We start from the raw sequence: 21,265 nt of genomic DNA on the forward strand, positions 1-21,265 counted from the left end.
GCTGTACAAACCTTACTACACCAGCGTTATTACAGGCTTTATCATAAGAACCAATGATTCACTCCTCATCTGATTATTTTTAATGCTGCCGGATATCCAACCGCAGCGCATCCACATACCGCCCTTCGCTGTTCTGCTGCCAGAACCAGCCCTGTCCTTGCTGTGCCTGCACAAGCATTTTGTCCGGCCAGCCCGGCCACGGCAGATGACGCACACCGGGCAGCTCCACTACCGGCGCGTCCGGCAGGTCGGTCAGTTCCCGGCTGCGCTGCGGTACACGTCGCAAGCCGCGCAACCACTGTGCCCAGCGCGGCCCCGGCCGCCATAGCGCCCACAACTGGTCGGTCTGCTCCATCAGTCGCCCGCAACGTTCTGTCTGTGGTGAGACATGAGCTGCCGTCAACTGCGCCAGCCAGTACAGCCAGCCCTGCGTGTCATCCAGGCTCTCTTCCAGCCATTCTCGCCCGGCTCGCTGGTAAATCACCAGCGGCCACGGTCTGCCCGTACTGTCTCGCGATGCGGTCAATACTCCGGTCAGCCACTCATCACGCCCGCCAATGGGTAAAAATCCCGGCGACAGAACAAAACTCCACGGCAATGGGTGGTGTTCCGGCAGAGCCGTTTTCTCACGCGGTGACAGGTGCATCCAACCGTCATTTATTCCGGCCTTCGCAGCATCCGTTCCTTCCGGCAGAACAATATGCCGCCCCTGCCCCAGCCACGTCTGCTGGTTCAGCCACGCCTGCCACACCTGCCCTTCGTTCGCACTCACCCGCCAGCGTACGTAGTCCCGCTGGTCTGGCAGCCTGCCGAACATCGCCGGGGCCGATACTGCCGTAGCGCGGCGCATCAGAGAATCCTCGTAGGGCAACTGAAGTTTTGCAGCAGCTCGCGATCCACCGGGTCAAAGTCTCGTCCGGCGGTGATTTCCAGCACCACCCGCCGCCCGTCAAAGCTGTACTCCACCTGCTGTGTTCCCCGTACCGCCGTCTCCTGCGCCTTACCCGCATCCAGCAGGTGAAACAGCGCCCACGGTCCATTAGTCAGTAGCGTCGAGGTGTCCTGGCGAATGCGCGGGCTGGCGGTGATTTCTGCCATTGAACCGTTACGCGGCCCCGGCCAGTTCACTTTTAGCGGCCTGACCGGGCCATGAGCGTAACGCAGCACCTGGCCGTCGATATCAATCACCAGTTCAGTGATTGCAGGGTCCATATCCACGACGCGGACCTGCATCGCCCAGGAAAACTTTTTCCCGCCTTCCCCATTAAAAAAAACGCTGCGGATCTGTTTCGCCTCCTGAAATGGCATCAGGTCCGGTCCCTGTAAGGTCATATTGCCTTCGGTCGGTTTGTAGCGCCACGGGTTGCTGGCGGTATCCGCCAGCGGGGCCAGTTGCTTCGTCCAGAAGGCATCAAGCACACCGCCGCTAGCAAAGATACGGTTAAAATCGTCCGCGCTGACTTCCTGCGGGCTGTCGGTGAAGGGGTAGCGCCCGTCAATGGCATCACGGCACTCATCGCCGATCACCGCTTCCATCTGCGCGTTCAGCACTTCACCGGTGCCGGCGTTGATCTTTCGCGTTCCCTGCTGCGTGAGATCCAGCAGAATATTTTTCAGCGGTGCGGGCAGTTTTGCCGCTTCCAGTTGTAGTTTATCCGCCGCCGAAATGCGGCCCGGTAATGTGCTCGCTGCCAATGCACTGTCGGCGATGGTGAGCTGGGTGTAATACTCATTGAGCATCGTCAGCAGCGAATTTAACTGCGGCGCCCCGCCCCCCTGTCCACTGTCCGTCCGCCCGGAAACCACTTCCCGCAGAGCGGCGAAACGGTCATCCACCAGCGATTTTTCCAGCCGCTCTTCCGGGTGGATATCCTGCAACAACTTTGCCGTCTGCACTGCTTTACCCGCATTACCGGAGAGCCGGTCCTGCGAGCGCTGGGCCATTTGTTTTTGTCTGGCCTGCGCATCCAGCGGCGGTACCAGCGTGGTCTGCTCCACCACCGCTTTACTCAGGCGCATCAGAGGTGAGTCAGGCGAGGCCAGTGTGCGAAGCACCTGAAGGTCATACGCCAGTCCGGGACTACCGTCTTCTCCGGCACTGTTGATGCTGTGAATACTAGCCAGAAAATCCTGCCAGCGGCGGGCATATTCAGCCAGGTACAGGCGGCGTACCTCACGGGTAACCGGGAGTTCCTGCCCCGGCAACTGGCTCATCACAATATCAGTCGTTTTTTTTTGCGCGTTTTCCCGGCCCATTACCCAGGCGTCGTCCGCTGATGCGGAGGCGACAAACTCCGACAGCCGTTTGTCGAACAGTTCCCGGTAGCCTTCGCGAGTAAAGATGCCGGGCACGCCCCTATCCAGTGGCGCGCCATCCGTGCGGACAAAAACCGTCCCCGCATCCGCGCCCACCGCGCGAACCAGCGAAAACTCCTGCGGTGCTTCGCTCTCCATGGAAGCCAGGGCTCGAGTATAGATACGCTCGGTGCTGGTATGACCGTCAAGGAAAGCCCGCGCCATGCGGATCAGTCCCTCATCTTTGTCATAAGGCGAATGCACCACGCGGCTGCCGTCAAACAGGGCGTCGATATGTTCCAGCACTGCTGCACGGCCGCCGAACTCCGCCACGCTATCGCGGTTTTCCAGATCGTTCAGTACCCAGGAGTGGATCTCCGCTGCGTTGTATTTGTCCTCGTGGTCTTTATCAAGATTCAGCAGCAGATAAACATGCAGAGCGTCATACGCGGCTTTGCTGTCCTGACGAGCAATGGCATCTGAAAGCACATATTCCATGCGCTTCACCAGTGGCGGCAACAGGAGCTGGTCCAGCAGGCGGTCATACAGGGATGCGACGCTCTCCATTACTGGCGGAACGCTGTAAAGCCCATAACGCCAGGCCAGCGGCGGTGAGTCCGGGTCCAGCCCCGGCCTGGCAGAGAGCGCCCGCGCCTGGTTCAACAGGACTGGGACAGGCTGCATAGCAGGTTTTCCGGTATAGGCTTTGACGTCACCATCCAGTTGGACCGTCCGACTGGCGATTTCATTCAGATAGCCGCTGTTACCCTGCTGGCTGCCCTGCATTCCCTGCCACAACCAGAAAGCCAACGCTAGTACCAGCAGATGCCCGCCAGTACGCAGCAGGCGATAACGCCAGGCCCATTGAAGATTCGGCTCCACCAGGTGTGCTTCACGGAAGATAAACTGGGTCAGTAGGTCATGAAGAAAATAGCTGCGGTTGCCGTCCGGTAAGGTATGAGAAGGTGACTCCACTTTCCCTTTGATCGCCCGGACAAAGCGCTGCCAGATGCCCGTCTGATCGGCCACCGCGTCTGCCTGCGCCTGTGCGGCGCTGGTAAAAAATACGCCGCGTAGGGTGTTGTTAAGCTGAGTGGCGTCAAATTTTGAATCGAGGAAAATCTGTTCAATGGCTTCCAGCAGCGGCGCGCCCAGCGCGGAAAATTCGCGCGGAAAGCGGTAGAGCCGTTGACGGCTTTTAAGGTCGTACTCTTCCTGCAACCGGGTATCCAGCCCCTGATCCAGCCGCAGCGTCAGATTTGCCAGTTCCTGGCCACAGAGCGCATGCAACGACTGCGGATCGCTGGCGTGACGCCTGCGGCTGTATGGCAGGGTGAAGCCCCAGACCTGGGCACGCAGGTGACTGGTCAGCCCACGGAAATACTCCGTAAAGCCCGGCAGCAGATCCATCTTAGTGACAACCAGATAAACCGGGAAACGAATACCCAGCGTCTCACGCAGTTCAGCCAGCCGCGCACGCAGAGCCGCACAGGCAGCCAGTCGTTCCGCCGGGGACTGCGCGGTCAGATCCGCCACGTTTAGCGTCAGGATAACGCCGTTCAGCGGTGCGCCGGGACGGTGTTTACGCAGCAGCCCCAGAAACCCCTGCCATTCCCCGGCGTTGCGCTGGGTCGCACTGATTTCACCGCCGTCATCGTGGCGAGCATAGCGCCCGGCGGTGTCAATGAGCACCGCTTCGTTGGTAAACCACCAGTCGCAGTGCAGCGTGCCGCCGCCCGGCACTGTGAGGATATGCGCGGTTTGCTCCATCTGCTCCGCCAGCGGAAACTGTAGCCCGGTGTTAAGCAGCGCGGTAGTTTTACCATCACCGGGGCTACCGATAATCATGAACCAAGGCAGTTCGTACAGAAAGCGTTTTCCTTCCAGTACCTTACGCCAGCCCGGCAAGTCTACGCGCAGTTGTTTCAGTTGCCGAATAGCGCGAGTGACAATATGGCTGACGGTGCGTAAGTCGGCTTTAATTTCCCCTGCCACCGGAACATCTTCCCCGCGCGGATGCAGGAAACGGCGCAGCAGTTGTTCATCCAGACGCAGCGCCCGCCACAATCGGTACAGGCCATACAGCGTATAAGACAGAAGGATCAGGCCGATAAGCGTCAGACGCAGCCACAGCGGCGCAAATGGATGAACATCACCGAAGGCCAGCAACGGTGAGACAAAGCCGATAACCAGGCACAGAACCGTAACGCCAATGATGCTCATAGACCAATTAACCAGCCACAGTGCAAGGAACATCAGTAACAGAACGATAGTGACTACCCGGCTACCCACGGACGCAAGCGGATGCAAGGTGTCAAACGCCACCAGCGGCCCGATAAACCAGACCAGCAACGCCAGCACCACCACGCCGACAACGGCCAGTGTGCGGCGGGAAAACAGCAGACTGAGAAATTTTTGCATTATTGTTCAGAGCTCCATGCGGTAATCAGTAATAGCAAAATACCCAGGGCTGAAAATCCCTTTCCTGTACGCGATACTGAAAGAAAATAAAGAACAATCTGAATAGCCACTGAAATAGAATAAATTAATTTTCTGATTACATCTCTATTTCCGTTTCCCTGAGGTAATGCTGTTATTGAAGGGTCCATATCCTGCATCCACTGGTACTCACTCCCGGAAAAAAGCATGATAGTGACCAATCCCATAATAAATAATAACCACCCTGATATCTGAATTATTTTTCTCATGAAGACTTCCAGGTAGTTATTAATAAACTAGAGAAATGTAACCAGTTATTTATAATAAAATCGCCACAGCTGGTATCTTCCTTTATTTTTTCCAGACTAAGGGAAACACCTCGATTATAACAAGCTCCAATAATTCTTATTTGTTCTTTTGTCAGGTGAGGTAAGGATACCTGAAAACCATCTTTTTCAGCCAATTGATAAAGATGTCTTGCAGCTAATTGTATATTAAACACATCATGCTGGAGACAATTTGCCAGCTCACGCAACTGAGAGTTGTCCATTTTAGTCCCATCAAGCCCGAGTGTTCTGGCTGCAGTTCGCAATTGCATACTCACCGCACCAAAAGAAGTTTTTTCTGGTTTCGAAGCGATTGTGATATGTTCATCAACCCATTCAGGCCCACTCCAACTCATAGCACGAAATTCAAATGCCAGCGTGTCTATAATCTGAGGATCTCCCCCTACTTCAATCCAACAAACTCCAGCAAGTAAGGGGGCAGGTAAATGCCAGGCATTTGCAGCTGCATTGATCAAAAGACAGTTATGCTTCACCCAACCATCTTTAAAATAACGCCCAAATGCTACGCCTCCCCCCCATTTTTTAGGCGCCAGTTTCCAGAATATAAATTCTGTTACTCCCCACACTGGCGAATGGTTAGACGCATTACACTCTAGCTTTTCCATTATTAATTCACTCCACCACCAGAATTTCCACCCGGCGATTCTGCGCTCGTCCAGTTTTAGTACTATTATCAGCCACCGGCATAGTATCCCCTTTACCAACGACCCGAATCCGGCTGGCCGGAACGCCACCGGATGTCAGCAACGAAGCTACTTCTGCCGCACGTTTTTCCGACAACACCTGGTTGGACGGGAACTCAGCGGAGTGGATCGGTTGGCTGTCGGTATGGCCGGTCACCGTCACGGCACCGCCCACACGTGCAATCTCCCGCGCGGCCTTATCAATCACCGAGCGCAACGTGTCATTCACGGTTTTCTGCCCCGGTACAAACATCGTGTCGCCACGGAATACCACCCGACTGTGGTGCTCATCTTCCTCAACCGTTAGCAGGCCACGCGCGATTTCGTTCGCCAGCAGGATTTTCAGCCGCAGTTTGTGCACCGGAACGGGCGGTGGCGGCAGGTGTTTACCGATGGAGTCGATACGCTGCTGTACAGTTTCGGTGGCGAGATTCATCCGGTGGCTATAAAGGCCAAACACCGTCAGCATCACCAGCAGAGCTATTCCTGAACTCAGCCAGACCGGCATCCGGCGCATCCGCCGCATCCGTCCGCTGACGGCACCGGTAAACCCCGGAGAGAGCGTCGGCGTTATCGGATCGCGGCGCTGGACCAATTGGGTCAACAATTGCTGACGGATATCGTCCAGTTGCTTACGCCCGTCGGGCCGAACGCTGTAGCGGCCTTCAAAACCCAGCCCCAGAATGTGGTATATGATTTCCAGCACATCGCTGTGCTCCTGGAAACTTGCGGCCAGACGCCCAATTATCTGAAATAGCTTGATGCCGCCTTCACTTTCGCCATGAAAAGTAACCAGCAGGCTTTTTCCAGCCCAAACACCACGACGCCCCCAGGTGGTGTTGTTGGCAGCTTCGTCAAGCGACGTACACAGGCAATAGCGCACCGCCAGCACATGTTCGCGGCGCAGGTTTGCCTGATCACACAGCGTCTGGTATCTACGAACTTCACGCTCCAGTAAGACACGGTAATGTTCGACAAAACCTGGGGAAAGTTCGCGGGGCATTTGCGCCAGTGCGCATAGCAACGGGCTGGCCGCTGCCAGTAGAGGATTCACGGCAGCAGTAATTTCGGCCAGACGAAGCTTCATATCCGGGCCATCTTCAACCACCACCTTGATATCTTCCCCACGAAGGCTGTCCTGGATGTCATTATCAGGCGGCTTTGTGCCACCCACTGATGGCTGGAATGACAGGGTATTCACCGCAGGTGGCGTCAGAATCTCGTCGGTCATTTATCGCGAACTCCCCACAACTCCAACTCCAGCCCCGGAAATTCTCCGGCGGTGTGCATCGCCATACCGCCATAGCGGGCGATATGTTCCCACAGCACACCGTCGCGGCGGATGTCGTAATAGATGTAGCCAGCCTGGAACGGGATCTGACGCGGCGGCACCGGCAATACCTGTAAAGCAAGACCCGGCAGGTGCGAGCGAATCAATTCCGGCAGGCGTTCGGACGGCCCTATTTTGGTCTGGGCCGAAAAATGTTGCAGTAAGGTATCTGCGGACATATGCGCCTTCACCGCCAACACTAATGAGCTGAAATCTGACAGTTCGGAAGGCTCAACCACCGCATTGAGAATACCGTAAGTTCCCTCCTCCAGAGTGATTCGCTGCGCTCCGCGGATCAGCACAGCATTCAGCAGGTACTGCACCTCATCCACTACCGATTTCAGCCCGGCATAGGGCGTCAGGTGCTTATATTCTTTATATTCTTCCGGACGGCGCGTCTGTGGCCGTACGTAGGTAGAGAGTTCCCCAGCCAGTTCACACAGGTTCCGATAGAGCACTTCTGGCGACAGCGGCGTTTTCGCCATATGAATCAGTAAGGGGCCGAAACGATTGAGAATTTGCAGAAGCAGGTAATCCGATACCTCTGCCGCCTCATGGCCGTGTTTATCGCTGCCCGTCAACCGTTGCGCCAGTGAATCTGCGCGCATTTTTATCAAATCGTTGATCCACGACAGCCACGTACATATCAGTGCGCTTGCCTGGTAATTTGCCACCGGCGGGATCAGATCGTTGTCAAGCTCGATGCGTCCATCAGGATGTATCGTCGTAATGCGCGTCAGGGGCAAACCGATCCACGCATCTGTCACCGCCTTTTCCGGCAACAGTCGCAGACGCAGGTGGCTAAGTTGCAACAGTTGTGCGCCGCGCCCCAGAGAGTTGGCATCGCGGATTTCATTTTCATGCACCGAAAAGCGTGCCAGTGATTCCGGGTTATTGCCGAAGCTGGTTTCTTCACTGTTCGGCGTACGTATTGGCACTGCCAGATAAATCAACTGGTTAAGGTGCTCTGGTAGGATGGTCAGAGGCGGCGGTAGTGGTGTGTGACCCGGCGCATTAAACGGCGTACCGTCGGCAAACACTCCGGAAGCCTTCGTGAGTACCAGTTTTCCGATGTTCAGCGCCTCACTATCAATGCCGTATTCACTAAAGCCCCAGAAAAAAGGCGAAAGCGGCAAACTGCGGTAATGAATGATATGTTCCAGATAGCGTTCCTGCTGCTGAAACATCTGTGGCAGCAAAAATTGTCCTTCACTCCAGACCACACGGTTATTCCAACTCATAATTTACTCATCCCGTTCTTTAATCACTATAGCGCTTTGCTCTATACCGGCATCCAGTTCGACTTTTTTCTTCGGCATAAAGCGGCTGTACCAGCTTTTTTCCGGGGGATCAGGAATTTTATACGTGGCCCGCCAGACTGATTTTCCCAGATTGCGATAGCCGGCGAGGATCCCCAGTGCCGTGGTTTCTTTATTGAGAGCACGACGCAGCTTTTTCTCCTCGCCCGGGCGCAAGATAAAGCTGTCGCGGTGGAGTAAATCATCGGCAAGAACAGCTTTGTCATTGTCCTGAAGGGACCACCAGTCCGCCGCTATGAAAGCTGCATCATTTTTCAGTTCATAAACGCGTATCTCTATGGGCGCGGCTTTTTTCTGATTGTCAGGATTCACCTTATCGGAAGCCTTAACCACCAGATCGAGTCTTTGTGACATCAGCTCCGGCACATCGTCGCTGTCAATGCTGCACCCGGAAAGCAGGCAGACAAAAGACAAAGCTACCGCACATAACCACCCACCGGGGTTACGCCATTTATTCACTGTAATTTCCTTTAAAATCAAATAATAAAAACCGGCCAGGCTATATACCTGGCCGGGAAAATATTGCTTAAATTTCTTTGTTAGCTTTGAAATCGTAACCTGCCGTGATAGTGCCGCCACTGCCACCCTGCTGGTTCTGCACCACGTATTCCTGCTTCACGGTGCTGAAAGATAGTTCGACTCTCTCGCGGGAGGCGATCTCACCCTCCTTACTACCACTGGGGGAAACAACAGCCACAATCAGGTCAGTGAAGGTATATTTGAGGTATTCCAGCGGATTGCCGCCTGCTTTGCGCATGACAAGGATGGACTTCGGAATATGCTTACCAGAGGCGCAGTATTTGAACAGGTTCGGGCTAGCGCGATCGATGTAATGTTCAAACTCCAGGTTAGTCACGGAGACTTTGCCAGATCCCAGACCGCTACCTGCGTGCATGGTGGACTCCTGGTGGATATTCCAGCGCCAGCTCAGCACCTCAATTTCATTTTTATGTTTGTCATCCATTGACTCGCCGTCAATGCCGTCAATTTTCAGAAAAATGTCATAAGCCATTTTCATTTCCTTATTAAGAATTACTTAAAATAATCCCTGGTTTATCTTCGCATATGAATTCAGGTAAACCATGGCCGTACAGAGCCCCCTCTCCTTAATTTCAGAAGAATAGAAGGCTGTATAATTTCCGGTAATGAGATACCGGCACGTCATTAATTCACAAAATGAATGTATTACTTCTATTTACATGTCACAGATACCGATGACTCTCCTGGTACCCGCTGCCCCGGCAAAGAAGATGCCTGGCACTGTGTCGCCAATGCAGGGACCGGTTGTGATAACCAAACCTGTCCATGGTTATAAATACAGGAAACCCAGTAACGTTCACTATTCTGATTACTGGCCATTGTGGTATCCCATATTTGCCTGGTTTCACCCTTTATTGTCTCTGTCTCTGGTTTTAGATCCACCCGATTTTCAGGTTTTCCCTGCGACATCCCTACCCCGTCCAACCACAGACGGGGTTCATAGCGGGAAGATCTCTGCCACGATGCAGATATATCTGGCTCCAGTACTGTTGTTGAGGATTTTATATTGATAAACACGGGGCAACTGACTTCCCACGCAGTAACAAATTGTGAATAAAACAACATAAAACCCAACAACAGAGAAAAAATAAAACGTGTCCCCATTGAATCTATCCTCTACTCAATAATATAAAAAGCTTCCGCATTATTACTGGCATCAGGATATGTTCCATCGCTGCGCATTCCACCTTTTCGGGAAATAGGGCGTGCAGAGACTTTCGTGGTTTTACCTGTCCACTGGTCCATAACATAAATATACTGACTATCCTGTTCCAGATAGAAAGCGGCATGCTTATGCTCATTCTGCCTCGAGGGATACTTTCCGTTAACAAAAGTGGCAATTGCTGTTCCTCTGGGGATCGATTTATCCCCAAAAACCTTTCGCCCCTGCTTCCAGGCTCCAGTATTCCCCACATGTGCATATACCTGAACTAAGAACACACATTCCTTTCTGTCTCCTGCCCCCGCCATTCCCACCATGTCAGTGCCCTGCAATGAATCTACCAGTCCATAAACATATGCCATATATCCCCCAGAGTATTACCCGGCATCATTCATTAAAATATTCATAAAAATCAGGCATTACCCTGTTTTACTGACGGCAGTTTTGTCACCAGACGCAGTGATCCTGTTAACCCTTCAAGCTGAAAATGCGGGCGCAGGAAGAATTTGGCGTCGTAATAGCCCGGATTCCCCTCCACCTCTTCCACCACCACTTCGGCAGCTGCCAGCGGGCGGCGAGCTTTGGTTTCCTGCGAGGAGTTCACCGGATCGGCATCAACGTAGTTCATGATCCATTCATTGAGCCAGCGCTGCATATCTTCACGCTCTTTGAACGAGCCGATCTTGTCGCGCACGATACATTTGAGGAAGTGCGCAAACCGTGAACAGGCGAACAGATATGGCAAACGAGCTGAGAGATTGGCGTTGGCCGTAGCGTCCGGATCGTAATACTCCTGCGGTTTTTGTAGAGACTGCGCGCCAATAAAGGCGGCGTAATCAGAGTTTTTGCGGTGGATAAGTGGGATAAAACCATTTTTCGCCAGTTCAGCTTCACGACGGTCAGAGATGGCAATTTCTGTCGGGCATTTCATATCCACGCCGCCATCATCGGTCGGGAAGGTATGACAGGGCAGATTTTCCACCGCTCCACCAGATTCCACGCCACGGATCAACGTACACCAACCGTAATGTTTGAAAGAACGGTTGATATTTACACCCATTGCATAGGCTGCATTGCTCCAGACATATTTGCTGTGGTCTGCGCCATCTGCATCTTCTTCAAAATCAAACTCATCGACAGGGTTTGTTTTCGCACCATAAGGCAAACGGGAGAGAAAACGTGGCATCGTCAGGCCAATGTAGCGAGAATCCTCACTTTTTCGCAGCGAGTTCCACGGTGCGTATTCGAGGTTTTGGGTCACAATTTTGGTCAGGTCACGCGGGTTAGCCAGTTCCTGCCAAGAGTCCATCTGTAACACTGACGGAGAGGCCCCGGCAATAAACGGCGCATGGGCTGAGGCTGCCACTTTGGCAATGGAGCCGAGCAGATCCACATCCGGTGGCGTGTGATCAAAATAATAATCCGCAATAATACAACCGTAAGGTTCTCCGCCTAACTGCCCATATTCGGCCTCATACAACTTTTTGAACATGGGGCTTTGATCCCACGCGATCCCTTTGTAACGCTTCATATTTTTCCGCAATTCATCCTTCGAAAGGTTCATAAAGCGGATTTTTAATTTTTCATCGGTTTCGGTGTTGTAAACCAAATGTTCCATCCCACGCCAGGAGGACTCCAGTTTCTGAAATTCCGGATGACTCAGGATTAGTTTGATCTGCTCAGTTAATTTGAAATCGATCTGCTCAATAATTGCAGCAATACTTTTATAAGCATCATCACTAACAGTGACCGTATTTGTCAGAGCCTGTTGGGCCAGCGTCTGAACTGCCGCTTCAACAGCCTTTGCAGCCTGAGGTGTCTTGGGACGGAAGGCTTTATCCAGCAGCGAATCAAATTCCGTTTCCTGATAGGCAGTGGTTTGCGCAGCAGAGAGGTCGCCAGTCGCCAGAAGAGTATCGTTTACCATGAAAGTTCCTTAATAAAATTGCAGTTAGTCTGCTGTTCCCGTTTCACCTGATAAGACACTTTCCTGTTGAACGACAGGTTTTGGCGCGCTGGCCAGAGCTTTCAGTAACGTCGGGTCTTGTAATAGTTTATTGATCAGATTTTCAGCTCCCGCTTTACCATCCATATATGTTTGCAGGTTGGCAAGCTGTGTACGCGCTTCCAGCAGCTGGTTCAGGGCATCCACCTTACGGGCAATCTGCGCAGGCGAGAAATCGTCCATATTCTCCAGCGTGATATCGACCATTAACTGCCCTTCGCCCGTCAGCGTATTGGGGACAGCAAACGCCACGCGCGGCGCGATGGCTTTCATACGTTCATTAAAGTTATCGATATCAATATCAAGGAATTTACGGTCAGTGACCGATGGCAGCTCTTCACGTGGTTTACCGGCCAGATCGGCCAGCACTGCCATGACAAACGGCAGCTCGATTTTTTTCTCGGAGCCGTAAATCTCAACGTCATACTCAATCTGCACTCGGGGCGCTCGGTTGCGGGCAATAAACTTCTGCGCGCTATTGTTGATAGCCATAATCCTTCATTTCCTTATCAGTCAGCCGACGACACCAGGGGAGTGGTCCGACGGTACAGTTTAAAAATCATACGCAGAGAGTATTTTTATAATCTCTTTGTTTTCTTTGTACTTTTCCCGCAGCACAGGGAGTGATTTCTTCGCCGGAGGACACCAGGTATCAACCCCCTTTTCGATGTCTCTTTTATCCTTCTCTGCTAAAGAACTGTCCCATTCACCAGCAAAATGCTGGCACATTTCCGCATTACTCAGAAAATGTTGCACATCCTGTGGTAAAGGCGGTTCCCCCTGAACACAGAAAGCGAACATCATTAACAGAAATGTCCACAACGCCGAATAACGAAAAGTCATATTTAATGTCCATCAATTGACCAGTGCATGAGATATGCTCTGGCAGGAGGACGATATGTTGCAGAAATACGGCCCCTCGAATGCGCATTACCAGACGCGTGCAAGAAATTATCAACCGATGCACGAAAAGCTCCCTGCAAATCATTGGTGGAAGAACTTCCAGGAAAGCGACTGACCCACAGTGCACCACTTAATTCTTTTGCCATAAGGGTGCTCCATTAATCCGTTTCAAAAATAATCTGTTCATCATCATCCACACGCATGCGGATTTGTGTGATGGCCGTTTTCTCTGTCATCGCCTGCAACCAGTAACGGGACAGTGGTGGGAGGATATGTTGTTCGATATAGCCGATGAGCAAACGAGCGCCGGTTTCGTGCATCGGGCAGCGCGACACAATATGCGTAATCAGTTCATCGCCATACACCAGTGAAACGCCATGCTGCTCCGCCATCCGATCCATCAATCTGCCAAGATGCAGGCGGGCAATAACACCACGCGCCGTCTCATCCAGCGGTAAATAAGGAATAACCGTCACACGCCCCAAGAAAGCCGCCGGGAAGTGTTTGCGTAACTCTGGCATTAACGCCTCTTTTAACCCTGCCGAATCGGGCATCAGCGCCGGATCCTCACAGAGTTGGCTGATAAGTTCCGCCCCAGCATTAGTAGTCAACAATAACGTGGTATTTTTGAAATCGATGTGAACACCTTCGCCGTCCTCCATCGCTCCTTTATCGAATACCTGGTAGAACAACTCGTGGACGTCGTGATGGGCTTTTTCAATTTCATCCAACAGCACCACACTCCAGGGGTGACGGCGTACGGCTTCCGTCAGCACGCCACCTTCGCCATAGCCCACGTAGCCGGGCGGAGCCCCCTTCAGCGTGGAGACGGTGTGCGACTCCTGAAACTCGCTCATATTGATGGTGATCAGGTTCTGCTCACCACCGTAGATAGATTCCGCCAACGCCAGCGCGGTTTCGGTCTTACCGACACCAGACGGCCCGGCAAGTAAAAATACCCCTACTGGTTTACGCGGGTCACCTAAACCCGCCCGCGCGGTCTGGATACGCTCGCCAATCTGTGCCAGCGCGTCCATCTGTCCGGTAACACGCTGCGCCAGACGTGCGGGTAGTTCCAGAATCTGGCTGGCTTCATCTTTCACCATGCGGCCGGCGGGAATACCGGTCCAGTCGGAGACAATGGCGGCGACTACTGCCGCATTGACTTCCGGGAAAACGACGGGGTTTTCGCCCTGCCAACCTCTTAATTCCACTTCCGACTGTTGCAACGCGGTTTCGTCATGCTCGTCAGGTTCTGCTGAACGTTGTTTTTGTAAGGTATGAACCAACTCCAGTTCCTGCTGCCAGCGCTCTTCGGTGTCAGAAAGGTCTGTATTCAATGATGCGATCCGTGTCGCCAGTGTGTCGCCCCGCTCTGCGCGGATACCCATTTTTTGCTGCTTTAATAACAACTCCCGCTCCAGTTCGGCAGCGTTGAGCTGCTGACGCAAATACTGGACTTTCGCAGGCGGGGTATGGAGCGACAACGCCACACGGGCCGCCGCCGTATCCAGCAGACTAATGGCCTTATCCGGTAGCTGCCGGGCCGGAATGTAACGGTGAGAAAGCTGTACAGCGGCGCGCACGGCCTCATCAAGGATCAGGACGTCATGGTGTTTTTCCAGCGTGTTGACTAACCCGCGGACCATCTCAACAGCTGCAACCTCTTCCGGCTCTGCGACCTGTAACACCTGAAAACGCCGGGTCAATGCTGGATCTTTCTCAATATGCCGTTTGTACTCACTCCAGGTGGTTGCGCCGATGGTGCGCAGGCTGCCGCGCGCCAGCGCCGGTTTCAGCAGGTTGGCGGCGTCACCTGTACCGGATGAACCACCAGCGCCCACCAGGGTGTGAACTTCATCGACAAACAAAATCACCGGCTGCGGTGAGCGCGCAGCTTCTTCCAGCAGCGCCTTCAGACGGGATTCAAATTCGCCCTTCATGGACGCCCCGGCTAGCAACGCCCCGACATCCAGCGACAGCAGCCGTACATTACGCAATGAAGGCGGCACTTCACTCTTAACAATCGCCAGCGCGAATCCCTCCACCACTGCCGTTTTCCCAACGCCGGCCTCACCGGTTAGCAGGGGATTGTTCTGGCGACGACGCAGTAGAATATCCGTCATGGTACGGATCTCGTGCCCGCGACCGGTGACCGGATCGATACCACCTTCACGCGCCAGTGCTGTCATGTCCTGGCAGTATTTCGCCAATGCGGATTTGCTCCCGGCTGATTCGCTCGGAAATACCTGACTTGCTTCCCCCGGAACAGCAGAATTCAAATCCGAACCGTCATATGGCATTTCTGTTATTTCAGGAGATGATGTGATTAAAGATGGAAGAATATCTAACAATTCATCTACCGGCAGCGCAGCTAGTGGCGCACAGATCTTTTTTAACACTCGATATAATTCTGGTGTGGTTAACCAGGCAAGTAGTAACCAACCACTACGAATTTTTTGATCACCAAAGCGGATACTTGCCAACATCCAGGCTTTCTCAACAGAAAGATCGATGTGGTGGGAAAAATCGCTAATTACACTCGCGCCGGAAGGTAATATATTCAATTGCTGAATTAACGCCGTCTCAACATCAGCAGATGTTATTTGGTAATGTCGAAGTACATTGTGAATATCATTCTCTGGTTGTTGTATTAGCTGATGCAACCAATGTATCAGTTCGACATAAGGATTAGCGCGCAATTTACAGAACGTTGTCGCAGATTCTAAAGACCGAAATAAAGGTCTTGTTAGCTTTCCATATAGTGCACTGCGTGAAACAGGAGTGTCCATCTGTTACACCTAATGATGTAAAAACATATAAATGATACATAAATATAAATGTACCGATTAAGATTTCTAATTAATAGAATTATCAAAATCTCAGATTGAAACAATGATGCATATCACAGAATGCAATGTAATATAACGGTTAGTATCTTTTTTATGATGATTTTCAATACAAGAAGTTAATTGAATTCATATCATGAATATATATCAACAATAATCACCATTATATATTTACGAGAAAATTAATATTGATAAAGCAAATTAATCAGCGTTACTTATCTAAAAAACAAAAATAAATACTCTATTAAAAAAACACTCTATATAGTGATACGTAATGAAACAAATTATTACCTGGGGACTGCAAAAAATACAGGGGCACGGCGTTACCGATGGCACCATTTACGCCACTGCAGGAACACAGATTATCTTCACAGTCAAAGCGCCATGGAGCCCTGTTTTTGATGTGGGTGAGGATACAAAGATTGCTCTCAGCCTGACTCGCCACGAAGAGGCATGGTGGATAATCAATCTGTCCGATGAATATTGTTGCACGGTAAATGACCTGATTGTGGAGCCACATCACCGTATGCGCCTGAATGAAGGGGACCTGATTGAATGGGGGTTATCTTCCTGGTGTCTAGTCCGGGACAATCCGATGTCTCCTGAGCCATGCGAGAAAAAAACGGCACTGCAACCTGTCATTTCGCCTGAAACAATAACCGAATATCTCGATCTCGACTGGTTTCGACAACAACAACAGCAGCAGCAAAATCCGTTCGATATTATTCCGGTTCATGGCGCAGTTGCTACTGAAGGCACCCCAGATTCAGATACCCCACTAACCTTGCTTTATCAGGAATACCGCCAGGCGTTGTTGTCTCCTGAACAAGATATTCATCGTCATGCCGATCCTTTCCCCCTTAATGGAGAGGGTGGCACGCAGGAGTTGTCTTCATTGCGTGATCTGGTCACTGAAGCCGATACATTACAGGATATGGTCACTGGCGGGTTAAGTATTGACGCTATTCTCGATGTACTGGATGCCACCGGTGAAGGAGAAACTACCTGGCCTACCAAAAAGACTCCTCCTGATATCCTGCATCTGCTTTCTCCTGAATACAAACCGGAGGCAGTGCATAACGCCATTCTGCCCGATCTGACGCAGCGAGAGCACCGTGTCATCGGCATTGACAGCCATTACCGGATAAACCCGGCACAACACGGAGATATCACTCATGACAAACAATAACGTGCTACCGGCTACCTTGTCGGCGCTGCTGCGAGACTATTCCGTGGCGGAGGGCATTCAACTGGCGGAACACCAGGTAAAGATGCACCCGGCACAGGCTTCACGTCGGCACAGCCTGTTTCAGTTATTGTGCGCAATCGGTGACTGGTCGCGGGCGCTGCAACAAATTCAACTGTGCGCCCGAGTGGACGCAAATTATGCTCGCGAGGCACAGGTATTTGGCGAGCTGATCCGCTGTGAAATATACCGTCACTCCTGCTTTCAGGGCGAACAGCGTCCCGGTTTTATTCTCCCACCACTCGCCTGGATGGAGGATTTACTGGCTGCTCTCGCCTGTAACGCCCGCGGCGAAGTGCAGGAAGCCGATGCCAACCGCAGCCACGCGCTTGAAGCTATAACAGACACCACCGGGCAGTGGAATGGCGGCGTATTCGACTGGATAAGCGACAGTGACTCGCGTACCGGCCCGGTGCTGGAACTGGTCGCTGGTGGCGTGTATATCTGGCTGCCATTTTCGCAAATTCGTTCACTGAAATCCCCCCTGCCGGCTAATCTGACAGATCTAATCTGGAAACCCGTCAATATCACACTTCACAACGGCGACACACACAGCGCCTGGCTGTTTCCTCGCTACAGTGGTTCTGAAAGCGCTGCTGACGCCTTGCGTCTGTGCCGGGAAACCACCTGGCAGGATGGGCCAGGAGAAACTCTGGTTACGGCGTTAGGACAAAAAATGTGGCTCACCAGCCACGGCGATATCAGCCTGCTGGATATGACCTCTTGTACCTTTAATACACCCAAAAGCAGTGACGCATGAGCGCCTCTCGCTTGCGCCAAAGCAACCACCTGATGCCTACATTGTTTGATCGACTTTGTGACGATGCCCCGCAGCAGAAGCGCGATCACGATATCAGCGTCAGTTCAGTCCAGTTCAAGGAGATCATCCGCCGGGATTTATCATTTTTACTCAACACCGTCAGTCATGAAGATGATATTGATGCCACTCGCTACCCAGAGGCGGCAGCTTCTGTTCTGAACTACGGCCTGCCTCCACTGGCAGGCAGCTTTCTGTATGAACACAAGTGGGACGATATCCGCAGGGCTATTTTACGCACGATTACTCGATTTGAACCCCGGCTGAAAGCATCCACCCTGCAAATAATTCCACTACAGGATGAACAACGCCAGAGTGGCCATAACACATTACAGTTTGAAATTCGTGGCGAAATCCTTACGCAGCCGTATCCGACGGCATTCCGGGTACGCAGCGCGCTGGATATGGAACAGAGCCGCATTACGTTTTTTTAATATAGAGGGTGACCGATGGATCCACGGCTACTGGAATACTATAACCGCGAACTGAGCTACCTGCGTGAAACGGGAGCCGAATTTGCCGCACGTCATCCCAAAGTCGCCGCCCGGCTGGGAATGCAGGGAACGGATATTGCCGATCCGTATGTGGAGCGGATGGTTGAGGCCTTCAGCTTCCTGACTGCCCGTACGCAGCTTAAAATTGACGCTGAATTTCCGCGTTTCACCCAGCGCCTGCTGGAGGTCGTCAGCCCCAATTATGTTACTCCCACGCCCTCAATGAGCATGGCACAGTTGCATCCCGATCCGGAAGAAGGCGATTTGGCAAAGGGATTCACCGTCCCACGCGACACCGCTTTTTTTTCCGCCATTCCGGAAGGGGAAAGTACCGCCTGCCAGTTTCGCAGCAGCCAGGATGTGACGCTGTGGCCGCTCACCATCGAAGAGGTGCGCCTGACCGCCGCTCCACCGGATATGCCAGCTCTGCATCGCTACCTACCTACCAACATTCATGTCGCCGGTGCGCTGCGTATTACTCTGCGCACCTTCGGTGAACTGACGTTTAGCCAACTTGCCGGGCTGGACAGGCTGCCGCTATATCTCTGCGGCGAGGAACGCACAGCCTCTCACTTGTTCGAACTTCTGCATACCAGTTCCATTGCCACACTGGCAGGCGTTCCGGGTCATTTTGACGGCGTACTGGATGTAAATCTGAAACAGCCAGTTACCTACGAGGGGCTGGAACCAGGTCAGGGACTGCTGCCACTGGCCTGGAACGTATTTCACGGTCATAACCTGCTGCATGAATATTTTGCATGTCCGGAACGCTTTTATTTTTTCACCCCGGCAGGTCTGTCTGCCGGGTTACAGAAAATTAACGGCGGCGTGGCGGAGATTGTGATCTTACTAAACCACCTGCCGCCGGACTGGCTGATCCACCAGACAAATGCGTCACAGTTCTGCCTGTTCTGCACCCCGGTTATTAACCTTTTTCCCCGCGTCACCGCCCGAATCGACGTCACCCACAGCTCGACAGAGCAGCACCTTGTGGTGGACAGGACCCATCCACTGGATTATGAGGTGTTCTCGGTCCAGGAAGTGGAAGGGCTGGAAACCGACACTACACGGAAAATGACCTTTCGCCCGCTCTACCACACCCGCAATAACGATGAAGGCAACCACGGGCGCTATTTTTCCCTGCGTCGGGAGCCGCGTCGGTTGTCGGAAAACGCCCGCCGCTACGGCACCCGCACCCCCTATACGGGATCGGAAGTGTTCCTGTCACTGGTTGACCAATATGAAGCGCCGTACCCGGAAAATCTGCGCCATATCACCATCACGGCCATGGTCACCAACCGCGATCTCCCCTGCCTTATTGCACGCAATGGCTGGGACGATCTGACCGTGGATGCGGCCATCCCGGTGGCGGGCGTGGGACTTATTCGTCCGCCTCGCCCGCCGCAGCATCCACTGGCGGAACGAGAAATGGCCTGGCGGTTGATCCGCCAGTTATCCTTTAATTATCTGCCGTTGGCCGATCTGGATCACCGTACCGGCGGTCAAGCACTACGCGACCTGCTTAACCTGTTTATTCCGGCGCATGACAGTCCACAATCACGACAGGTACGCAGCCTGATTGGCTGCAAAACAACGCCGGTCACCCGCCGTCTGCCGGGTTCCGGGCTGCTGGTCTATGGTCGCGGCGTCTGTTGTGAGCTGACGGTGGATGAGGAAGGTTTTTCTGGCATCAGTCCGTATCTGTTCGGCCTGGTGCTGGAACACTATATCGCCCGTCATGTTTCCATTAATACCTTCTCGCAGATGACGCTGCACAGTATGCAGCGCGGCAAAATTATGACCTGGCCGGTCAGAGCCGGACAGCGGGGAAGTGTATGAACGGCGATTTCACTCAGGCGCAGGGAATGCCCTGGCGTTACGGTTTTCTGAACCTGATGCGCCGCGTGAATGTAAAGTTGTGTACCGTCCCTGCAGGTAGTGCCTGGCAGCCACGAATGGAAAAATTCCGCCTCGGGCAAACACCTGCGCTGACTTTTGCACCACGGGAAATCGCCAGCGTAAGCTGGCAGGAAGGCCGCCTGCACGTCAGTCTGTACAGCCTCGGGCTGTGGGGGCCGAATGGCCCGCTGCCGCTGCACTACACCGAACTGGCGCGTAACCGGACCGAAAGCTACCGCGATCCGACGCTGACCTGTTTTACTGACCTTTTTCATCACCGCTGGCTGACCCAGTTTTATCAGGCCTGGCGCAGCGCCCAGTCAGCTGGAGGTGGTCTGGATAAACCGAAATATGACCGATTTGCCTTTTATATCGCCAGCCTCAGCGGGCAAGATTTGCGAGAAAGTGTAGACAGCCCGCTACCGGATCACGTTCGCCTGGCGGCATCGGCTCATCTGGCGCGCGAATCACGCAATCCAGACGGGCTGGCTGCCACGCTGGCGCACTATTTCGGCGTGCCTTTCCGGATACAGGAATATGTCCTGCACTGGATACCCGTGGCAGATGATGAAATTACCCGGCTGGGGACACCAGCCCTTTCTTCCATCATTGGCAACGGCGCACTCATCGGTCAGGCCGTACCGGACATGCAGTATAAGTTCAGACTGGTGATTGGCCCACTGACGCTGGCCGATTATCAACGCTTCCTGCCTGGCGGCAATAACCTGCCCGTATTGACGGAACTGGTTCGCGCCTTTACCGGGTTTGAATACTGCTGGGAAATTGAGCTACAGCTAAAACCACACGCCGCTCCTCCTGCCGTTACCGGCGGCCCATATCAGTTGGGCTGGACCGCCTGGGCTGGAAAAGCCATGCACGACGATCCTGTGACAGGCATGATTTTCGAACCTGAGCACTATCTGGCGCACTAAGGATA

At 53.0% G+C, this 21,265-nt stretch carries 20 protein-coding genes; 5 read left to right on the forward strand and 15 right to left on the reverse strand.

Annotated features, from left to right (window positions below):
- Positions 1-79 precede the first annotated feature (79 nt).
- From FFT88_RS19460 to tssH, 15 genes are all read right to left on the reverse strand, one after another.
- Complete coding sequence (locus FFT88_RS19460; protein WP_135403846.1) at positions 80-850, reverse strand: TagF domain-containing protein; 771 nt, start codon at positions 848-850, stop codon at positions 80-82.
- Positions 850-4,716, reverse strand: a complete 3,867-nt coding sequence (gene tssM, locus FFT88_RS19465) for a type VI secretion system membrane subunit TssM (RefSeq protein ID WP_135403847.1) — start codon at positions 4,714-4,716, stop codon at positions 850-852. The genes FFT88_RS19460 and tssM overlap by 1 nt, the downstream gene beginning before the upstream one ends.
- Positions 4,716-5,003: a hypothetical protein gene (locus FFT88_RS19470; protein ID WP_016233840.1), complete on the reverse strand. Its 288-nt coding sequence runs from the start codon at positions 5,001-5,003 to the stop codon at positions 4,716-4,718. The genes tssM and FFT88_RS19470 overlap by 1 nt, the downstream gene beginning before the upstream one ends.
- Entirely contained in the window at positions 5,000-5,686 is a 687-nt protein-coding gene (locus FFT88_RS19475; protein ID WP_135403848.1) for a hypothetical protein, read from the reverse strand. The genes FFT88_RS19470 and FFT88_RS19475 overlap by 4 nt, the downstream gene beginning before the upstream one ends.
- A gap of 7 nt (positions 5,687-5,693) precedes the next feature.
- Entirely contained in the window at positions 5,694-6,995 is a 1,302-nt protein-coding gene (gene tssL / locus FFT88_RS19480; RefSeq protein WP_135403849.1) for a type VI secretion system protein TssL, long form, read from the reverse strand.
- Positions 6,992-8,335, reverse strand: a complete 1,344-nt coding sequence (tssK, locus tag FFT88_RS19485; RefSeq protein ID WP_130209727.1) for a type VI secretion system baseplate subunit TssK — start codon at positions 8,333-8,335, stop codon at positions 6,992-6,994. Before tssK ends, tssL begins: the two co-directional genes overlap by 4 nt.
- A gap of 3 nt (positions 8,336-8,338) precedes the next feature.
- A complete protein-coding gene (gene tssJ, locus FFT88_RS19490) occupies positions 8,339-8,872 on the reverse strand; it encodes a type VI secretion system lipoprotein TssJ (RefSeq protein WP_130218544.1) in 534 nt (177 codons plus the stop codon).
- A 67-nt stretch (positions 8,873-8,939) separates the two neighbouring features.
- The gene (locus tag FFT88_RS19495) at positions 8,940-9,425 is read right to left on the reverse strand and encodes an Hcp family type VI secretion system effector (protein ID WP_000312804.1); all 486 of its coding nucleotides are present in this window, start codon (positions 9,423-9,425) and stop codon (positions 8,940-8,942) included.
- Between the two features lie 179 nt (positions 9,426-9,604).
- Positions 9,605-10,057, reverse strand: coding sequence for an STY0301 family protein (locus FFT88_RS25955; protein ID WP_072018659.1), 453 nt, complete (start codon positions 10,055-10,057; stop codon positions 9,605-9,607).
- A 12-nt stretch (positions 10,058-10,069) separates the two neighbouring features.
- Positions 10,070-10,477: a BPSL0067 family protein gene (locus FFT88_RS19505; protein ID WP_042102253.1), complete on the reverse strand. Its 408-nt coding sequence runs from the start codon at positions 10,475-10,477 to the stop codon at positions 10,070-10,072.
- A gap of 50 nt (positions 10,478-10,527) precedes the next feature.
- Positions 10,528-12,042 carry a type VI secretion system contractile sheath large subunit gene (gene tssC, locus FFT88_RS19510; RefSeq protein ID WP_165489004.1) on the reverse strand — a complete coding sequence of 505 codons (1,515 nt, stop codon included), beginning with the start codon at positions 12,040-12,042 and terminating at the stop codon, positions 10,528-10,530.
- 24 nt (positions 12,043-12,066) lie between these two features.
- Positions 12,067-12,612, reverse strand: a complete 546-nt coding sequence (tssB, locus tag FFT88_RS19515; RefSeq protein WP_130209733.1) for a type VI secretion system contractile sheath small subunit — start codon at positions 12,610-12,612, stop codon at positions 12,067-12,069.
- A 60-nt stretch (positions 12,613-12,672) separates the two neighbouring features.
- On the reverse strand, positions 12,673-12,963 hold the full coding sequence (locus FFT88_RS19520) for a hypothetical protein (protein WP_130218512.1): 291 nt from the start codon (positions 12,961-12,963) through the stop codon (positions 12,673-12,675).
- 2 nt (positions 12,964-12,965) lie between these two features.
- Positions 12,966-13,169, reverse strand: a complete 204-nt coding sequence (locus tag FFT88_RS19525) for a hypothetical protein (RefSeq protein WP_240731077.1) — start codon at positions 13,167-13,169, stop codon at positions 12,966-12,968.
- A 12-nt stretch (positions 13,170-13,181) separates the two neighbouring features.
- Positions 13,182-15,815 (reverse strand): type VI secretion system ATPase TssH, encoded by a 2,634-nt coding sequence (gene tssH / locus FFT88_RS19530; RefSeq protein WP_135403850.1) that lies wholly within the window; start codon positions 15,813-15,815, stop codon positions 13,182-13,184.
- A 331-nt stretch (positions 15,816-16,146) separates the two neighbouring features.
- Here tssH and tagK point away from each other — a divergent pair, with 331 nt between their 5' ends.
- From tagK to tssG, 5 genes are read left to right on the forward strand one after another with little or no spacing between them, the layout of a single operon-like run.
- A complete protein-coding gene (gene tagK / locus FFT88_RS19535) occupies positions 16,147-17,061 on the forward strand; it encodes a type VI secretion system-associated protein TagK (protein ID WP_130218516.1) in 915 nt (304 codons plus the stop codon).
- Entirely contained in the window at positions 17,048-17,878 is an 831-nt protein-coding gene (locus tag FFT88_RS19540) for a type VI secretion system accessory protein TagJ (protein ID WP_130218518.1), read from the forward strand. The genes tagK and FFT88_RS19540 overlap by 14 nt, the downstream gene beginning before the upstream one ends.
- Entirely contained in the window at positions 17,875-18,369 is a 495-nt protein-coding gene (tssE, locus tag FFT88_RS19545; RefSeq protein WP_130209743.1) for a type VI secretion system baseplate subunit TssE, read from the forward strand. The genes FFT88_RS19540 and tssE overlap by 4 nt, the downstream gene beginning before the upstream one ends.
- A 15-nt stretch (positions 18,370-18,384) precedes the next feature.
- On the forward strand, positions 18,385-20,268 hold the full coding sequence (gene tssF, locus FFT88_RS19550; RefSeq protein ID WP_135403851.1) for a type VI secretion system baseplate subunit TssF: 1,884 nt from the start codon (positions 18,385-18,387) through the stop codon (positions 20,266-20,268).
- On the forward strand, positions 20,265-21,260 hold the full coding sequence (gene tssG, locus FFT88_RS19555; RefSeq protein ID WP_135403852.1) for a type VI secretion system baseplate subunit TssG: 996 nt from the start codon (positions 20,265-20,267) through the stop codon (positions 21,258-21,260). The genes tssF and tssG overlap by 4 nt, the downstream gene beginning before the upstream one ends.
- The last annotated feature ends 5 nt before the right edge of the window (positions 21,261-21,265 follow it).

Source organism: Escherichia sp. E4930, assembly GCF_005845405.1.
Lineage (GTDB): Bacteria > Pseudomonadota > Gammaproteobacteria > Enterobacterales > Enterobacteriaceae > Escherichia.

What these genes read in the sequence shown, in the direction of transcription:
- tssF (WP_135403851.1), top strand. Translation starts at nt 18,385, where the DNA reads ATGGATCCACGGCTACTGGAATACTATAACCGCGAACTGAGCTACCTG.
- FFT88_RS19495 (WP_000312804.1), bottom strand. Translation starts at nt 9,425, where the DNA reads ATGGCTTATGACATTTTTCTGAAAATTGACGGCATTGACGGCGAGTCA.
- FFT88_RS19470 (WP_016233840.1), bottom strand. Translation starts at nt 5,003, where the DNA reads ATGAGAAAAATAATTCAGATATCAGGGTGGTTATTATTTATTATGGGA.
- tssL (WP_135403849.1), bottom strand. Translation starts at nt 6,995, where the DNA reads ATGACCGACGAGATTCTGACGCCACCTGCGGTGAATACCCTGTCATTC.
- FFT88_RS19460 (WP_135403846.1), bottom strand. Translation starts at nt 850, where the DNA reads ATGCGCCGCGCTACGGCAGTATCGGCCCCGGCGATGTTCGGCAGGCTG.
- tssG (WP_135403852.1), top strand. Translation starts at nt 20,265, where the DNA reads ATGAACGGCGATTTCACTCAGGCGCAGGGAATGCCCTGGCGTTACGGT.
- tssC (WP_165489004.1), bottom strand. Translation starts at nt 12,042, where the DNA reads ATGGTAAACGATACTCTTCTGGCGACTGGCGACCTCTCTGCTGCGCAA.
- FFT88_RS19475 (WP_135403848.1), bottom strand. Translation starts at nt 5,686, where the DNA reads ATGGAAAAGCTAGAGTGTAATGCGTCTAACCATTCGCCAGTGTGGGGA.
- tssH (WP_135403850.1), bottom strand. Translation starts at nt 15,815, where the DNA reads ATGGACACTCCTGTTTCACGCAGTGCACTATATGGAAAGCTAACAAGA.
- FFT88_RS19540 (WP_130218518.1), top strand. Translation starts at nt 17,048, where the DNA reads ATGACAAACAATAACGTGCTACCGGCTACCTTGTCGGCGCTGCTGCGA.
- FFT88_RS19505 (WP_042102253.1), bottom strand. Translation starts at nt 10,477, where the DNA reads ATGGCATATGTTTATGGACTGGTAGATTCATTGCAGGGCACTGACATG.
- tagK (WP_130218516.1), top strand. Translation starts at nt 16,147, where the DNA reads ATGAAACAAATTATTACCTGGGGACTGCAAAAAATACAGGGGCACGGC.
- FFT88_RS25955 (WP_072018659.1), bottom strand. Translation starts at nt 10,057, where the DNA reads ATGGGGACACGTTTTATTTTTTCTCTGTTGTTGGGTTTTATGTTGTTT.
- tssB (WP_130209733.1), bottom strand. Translation starts at nt 12,612, where the DNA reads ATGGCTATCAACAATAGCGCGCAGAAGTTTATTGCCCGCAACCGAGCG.
- FFT88_RS19525 (WP_240731077.1), bottom strand. Translation starts at nt 13,169, where the DNA reads ATGGCAAAAGAATTAAGTGGTGCACTGTGGGTCAGTCGCTTTCCTGGA.
- tssM (WP_135403847.1), bottom strand. Translation starts at nt 4,716, where the DNA reads ATGCAAAAATTTCTCAGTCTGCTGTTTTCCCGCCGCACACTGGCCGTT.
- FFT88_RS19520 (WP_130218512.1), bottom strand. Translation starts at nt 12,963, where the DNA reads ATGACTTTTCGTTATTCGGCGTTGTGGACATTTCTGTTAATGATGTTC.
- tssK (WP_130209727.1), bottom strand. Translation starts at nt 8,335, where the DNA reads ATGAGTTGGAATAACCGTGTGGTCTGGAGTGAAGGACAATTTTTGCTG.
- tssE (WP_130209743.1), top strand. Translation starts at nt 17,875, where the DNA reads ATGAGCGCCTCTCGCTTGCGCCAAAGCAACCACCTGATGCCTACATTG.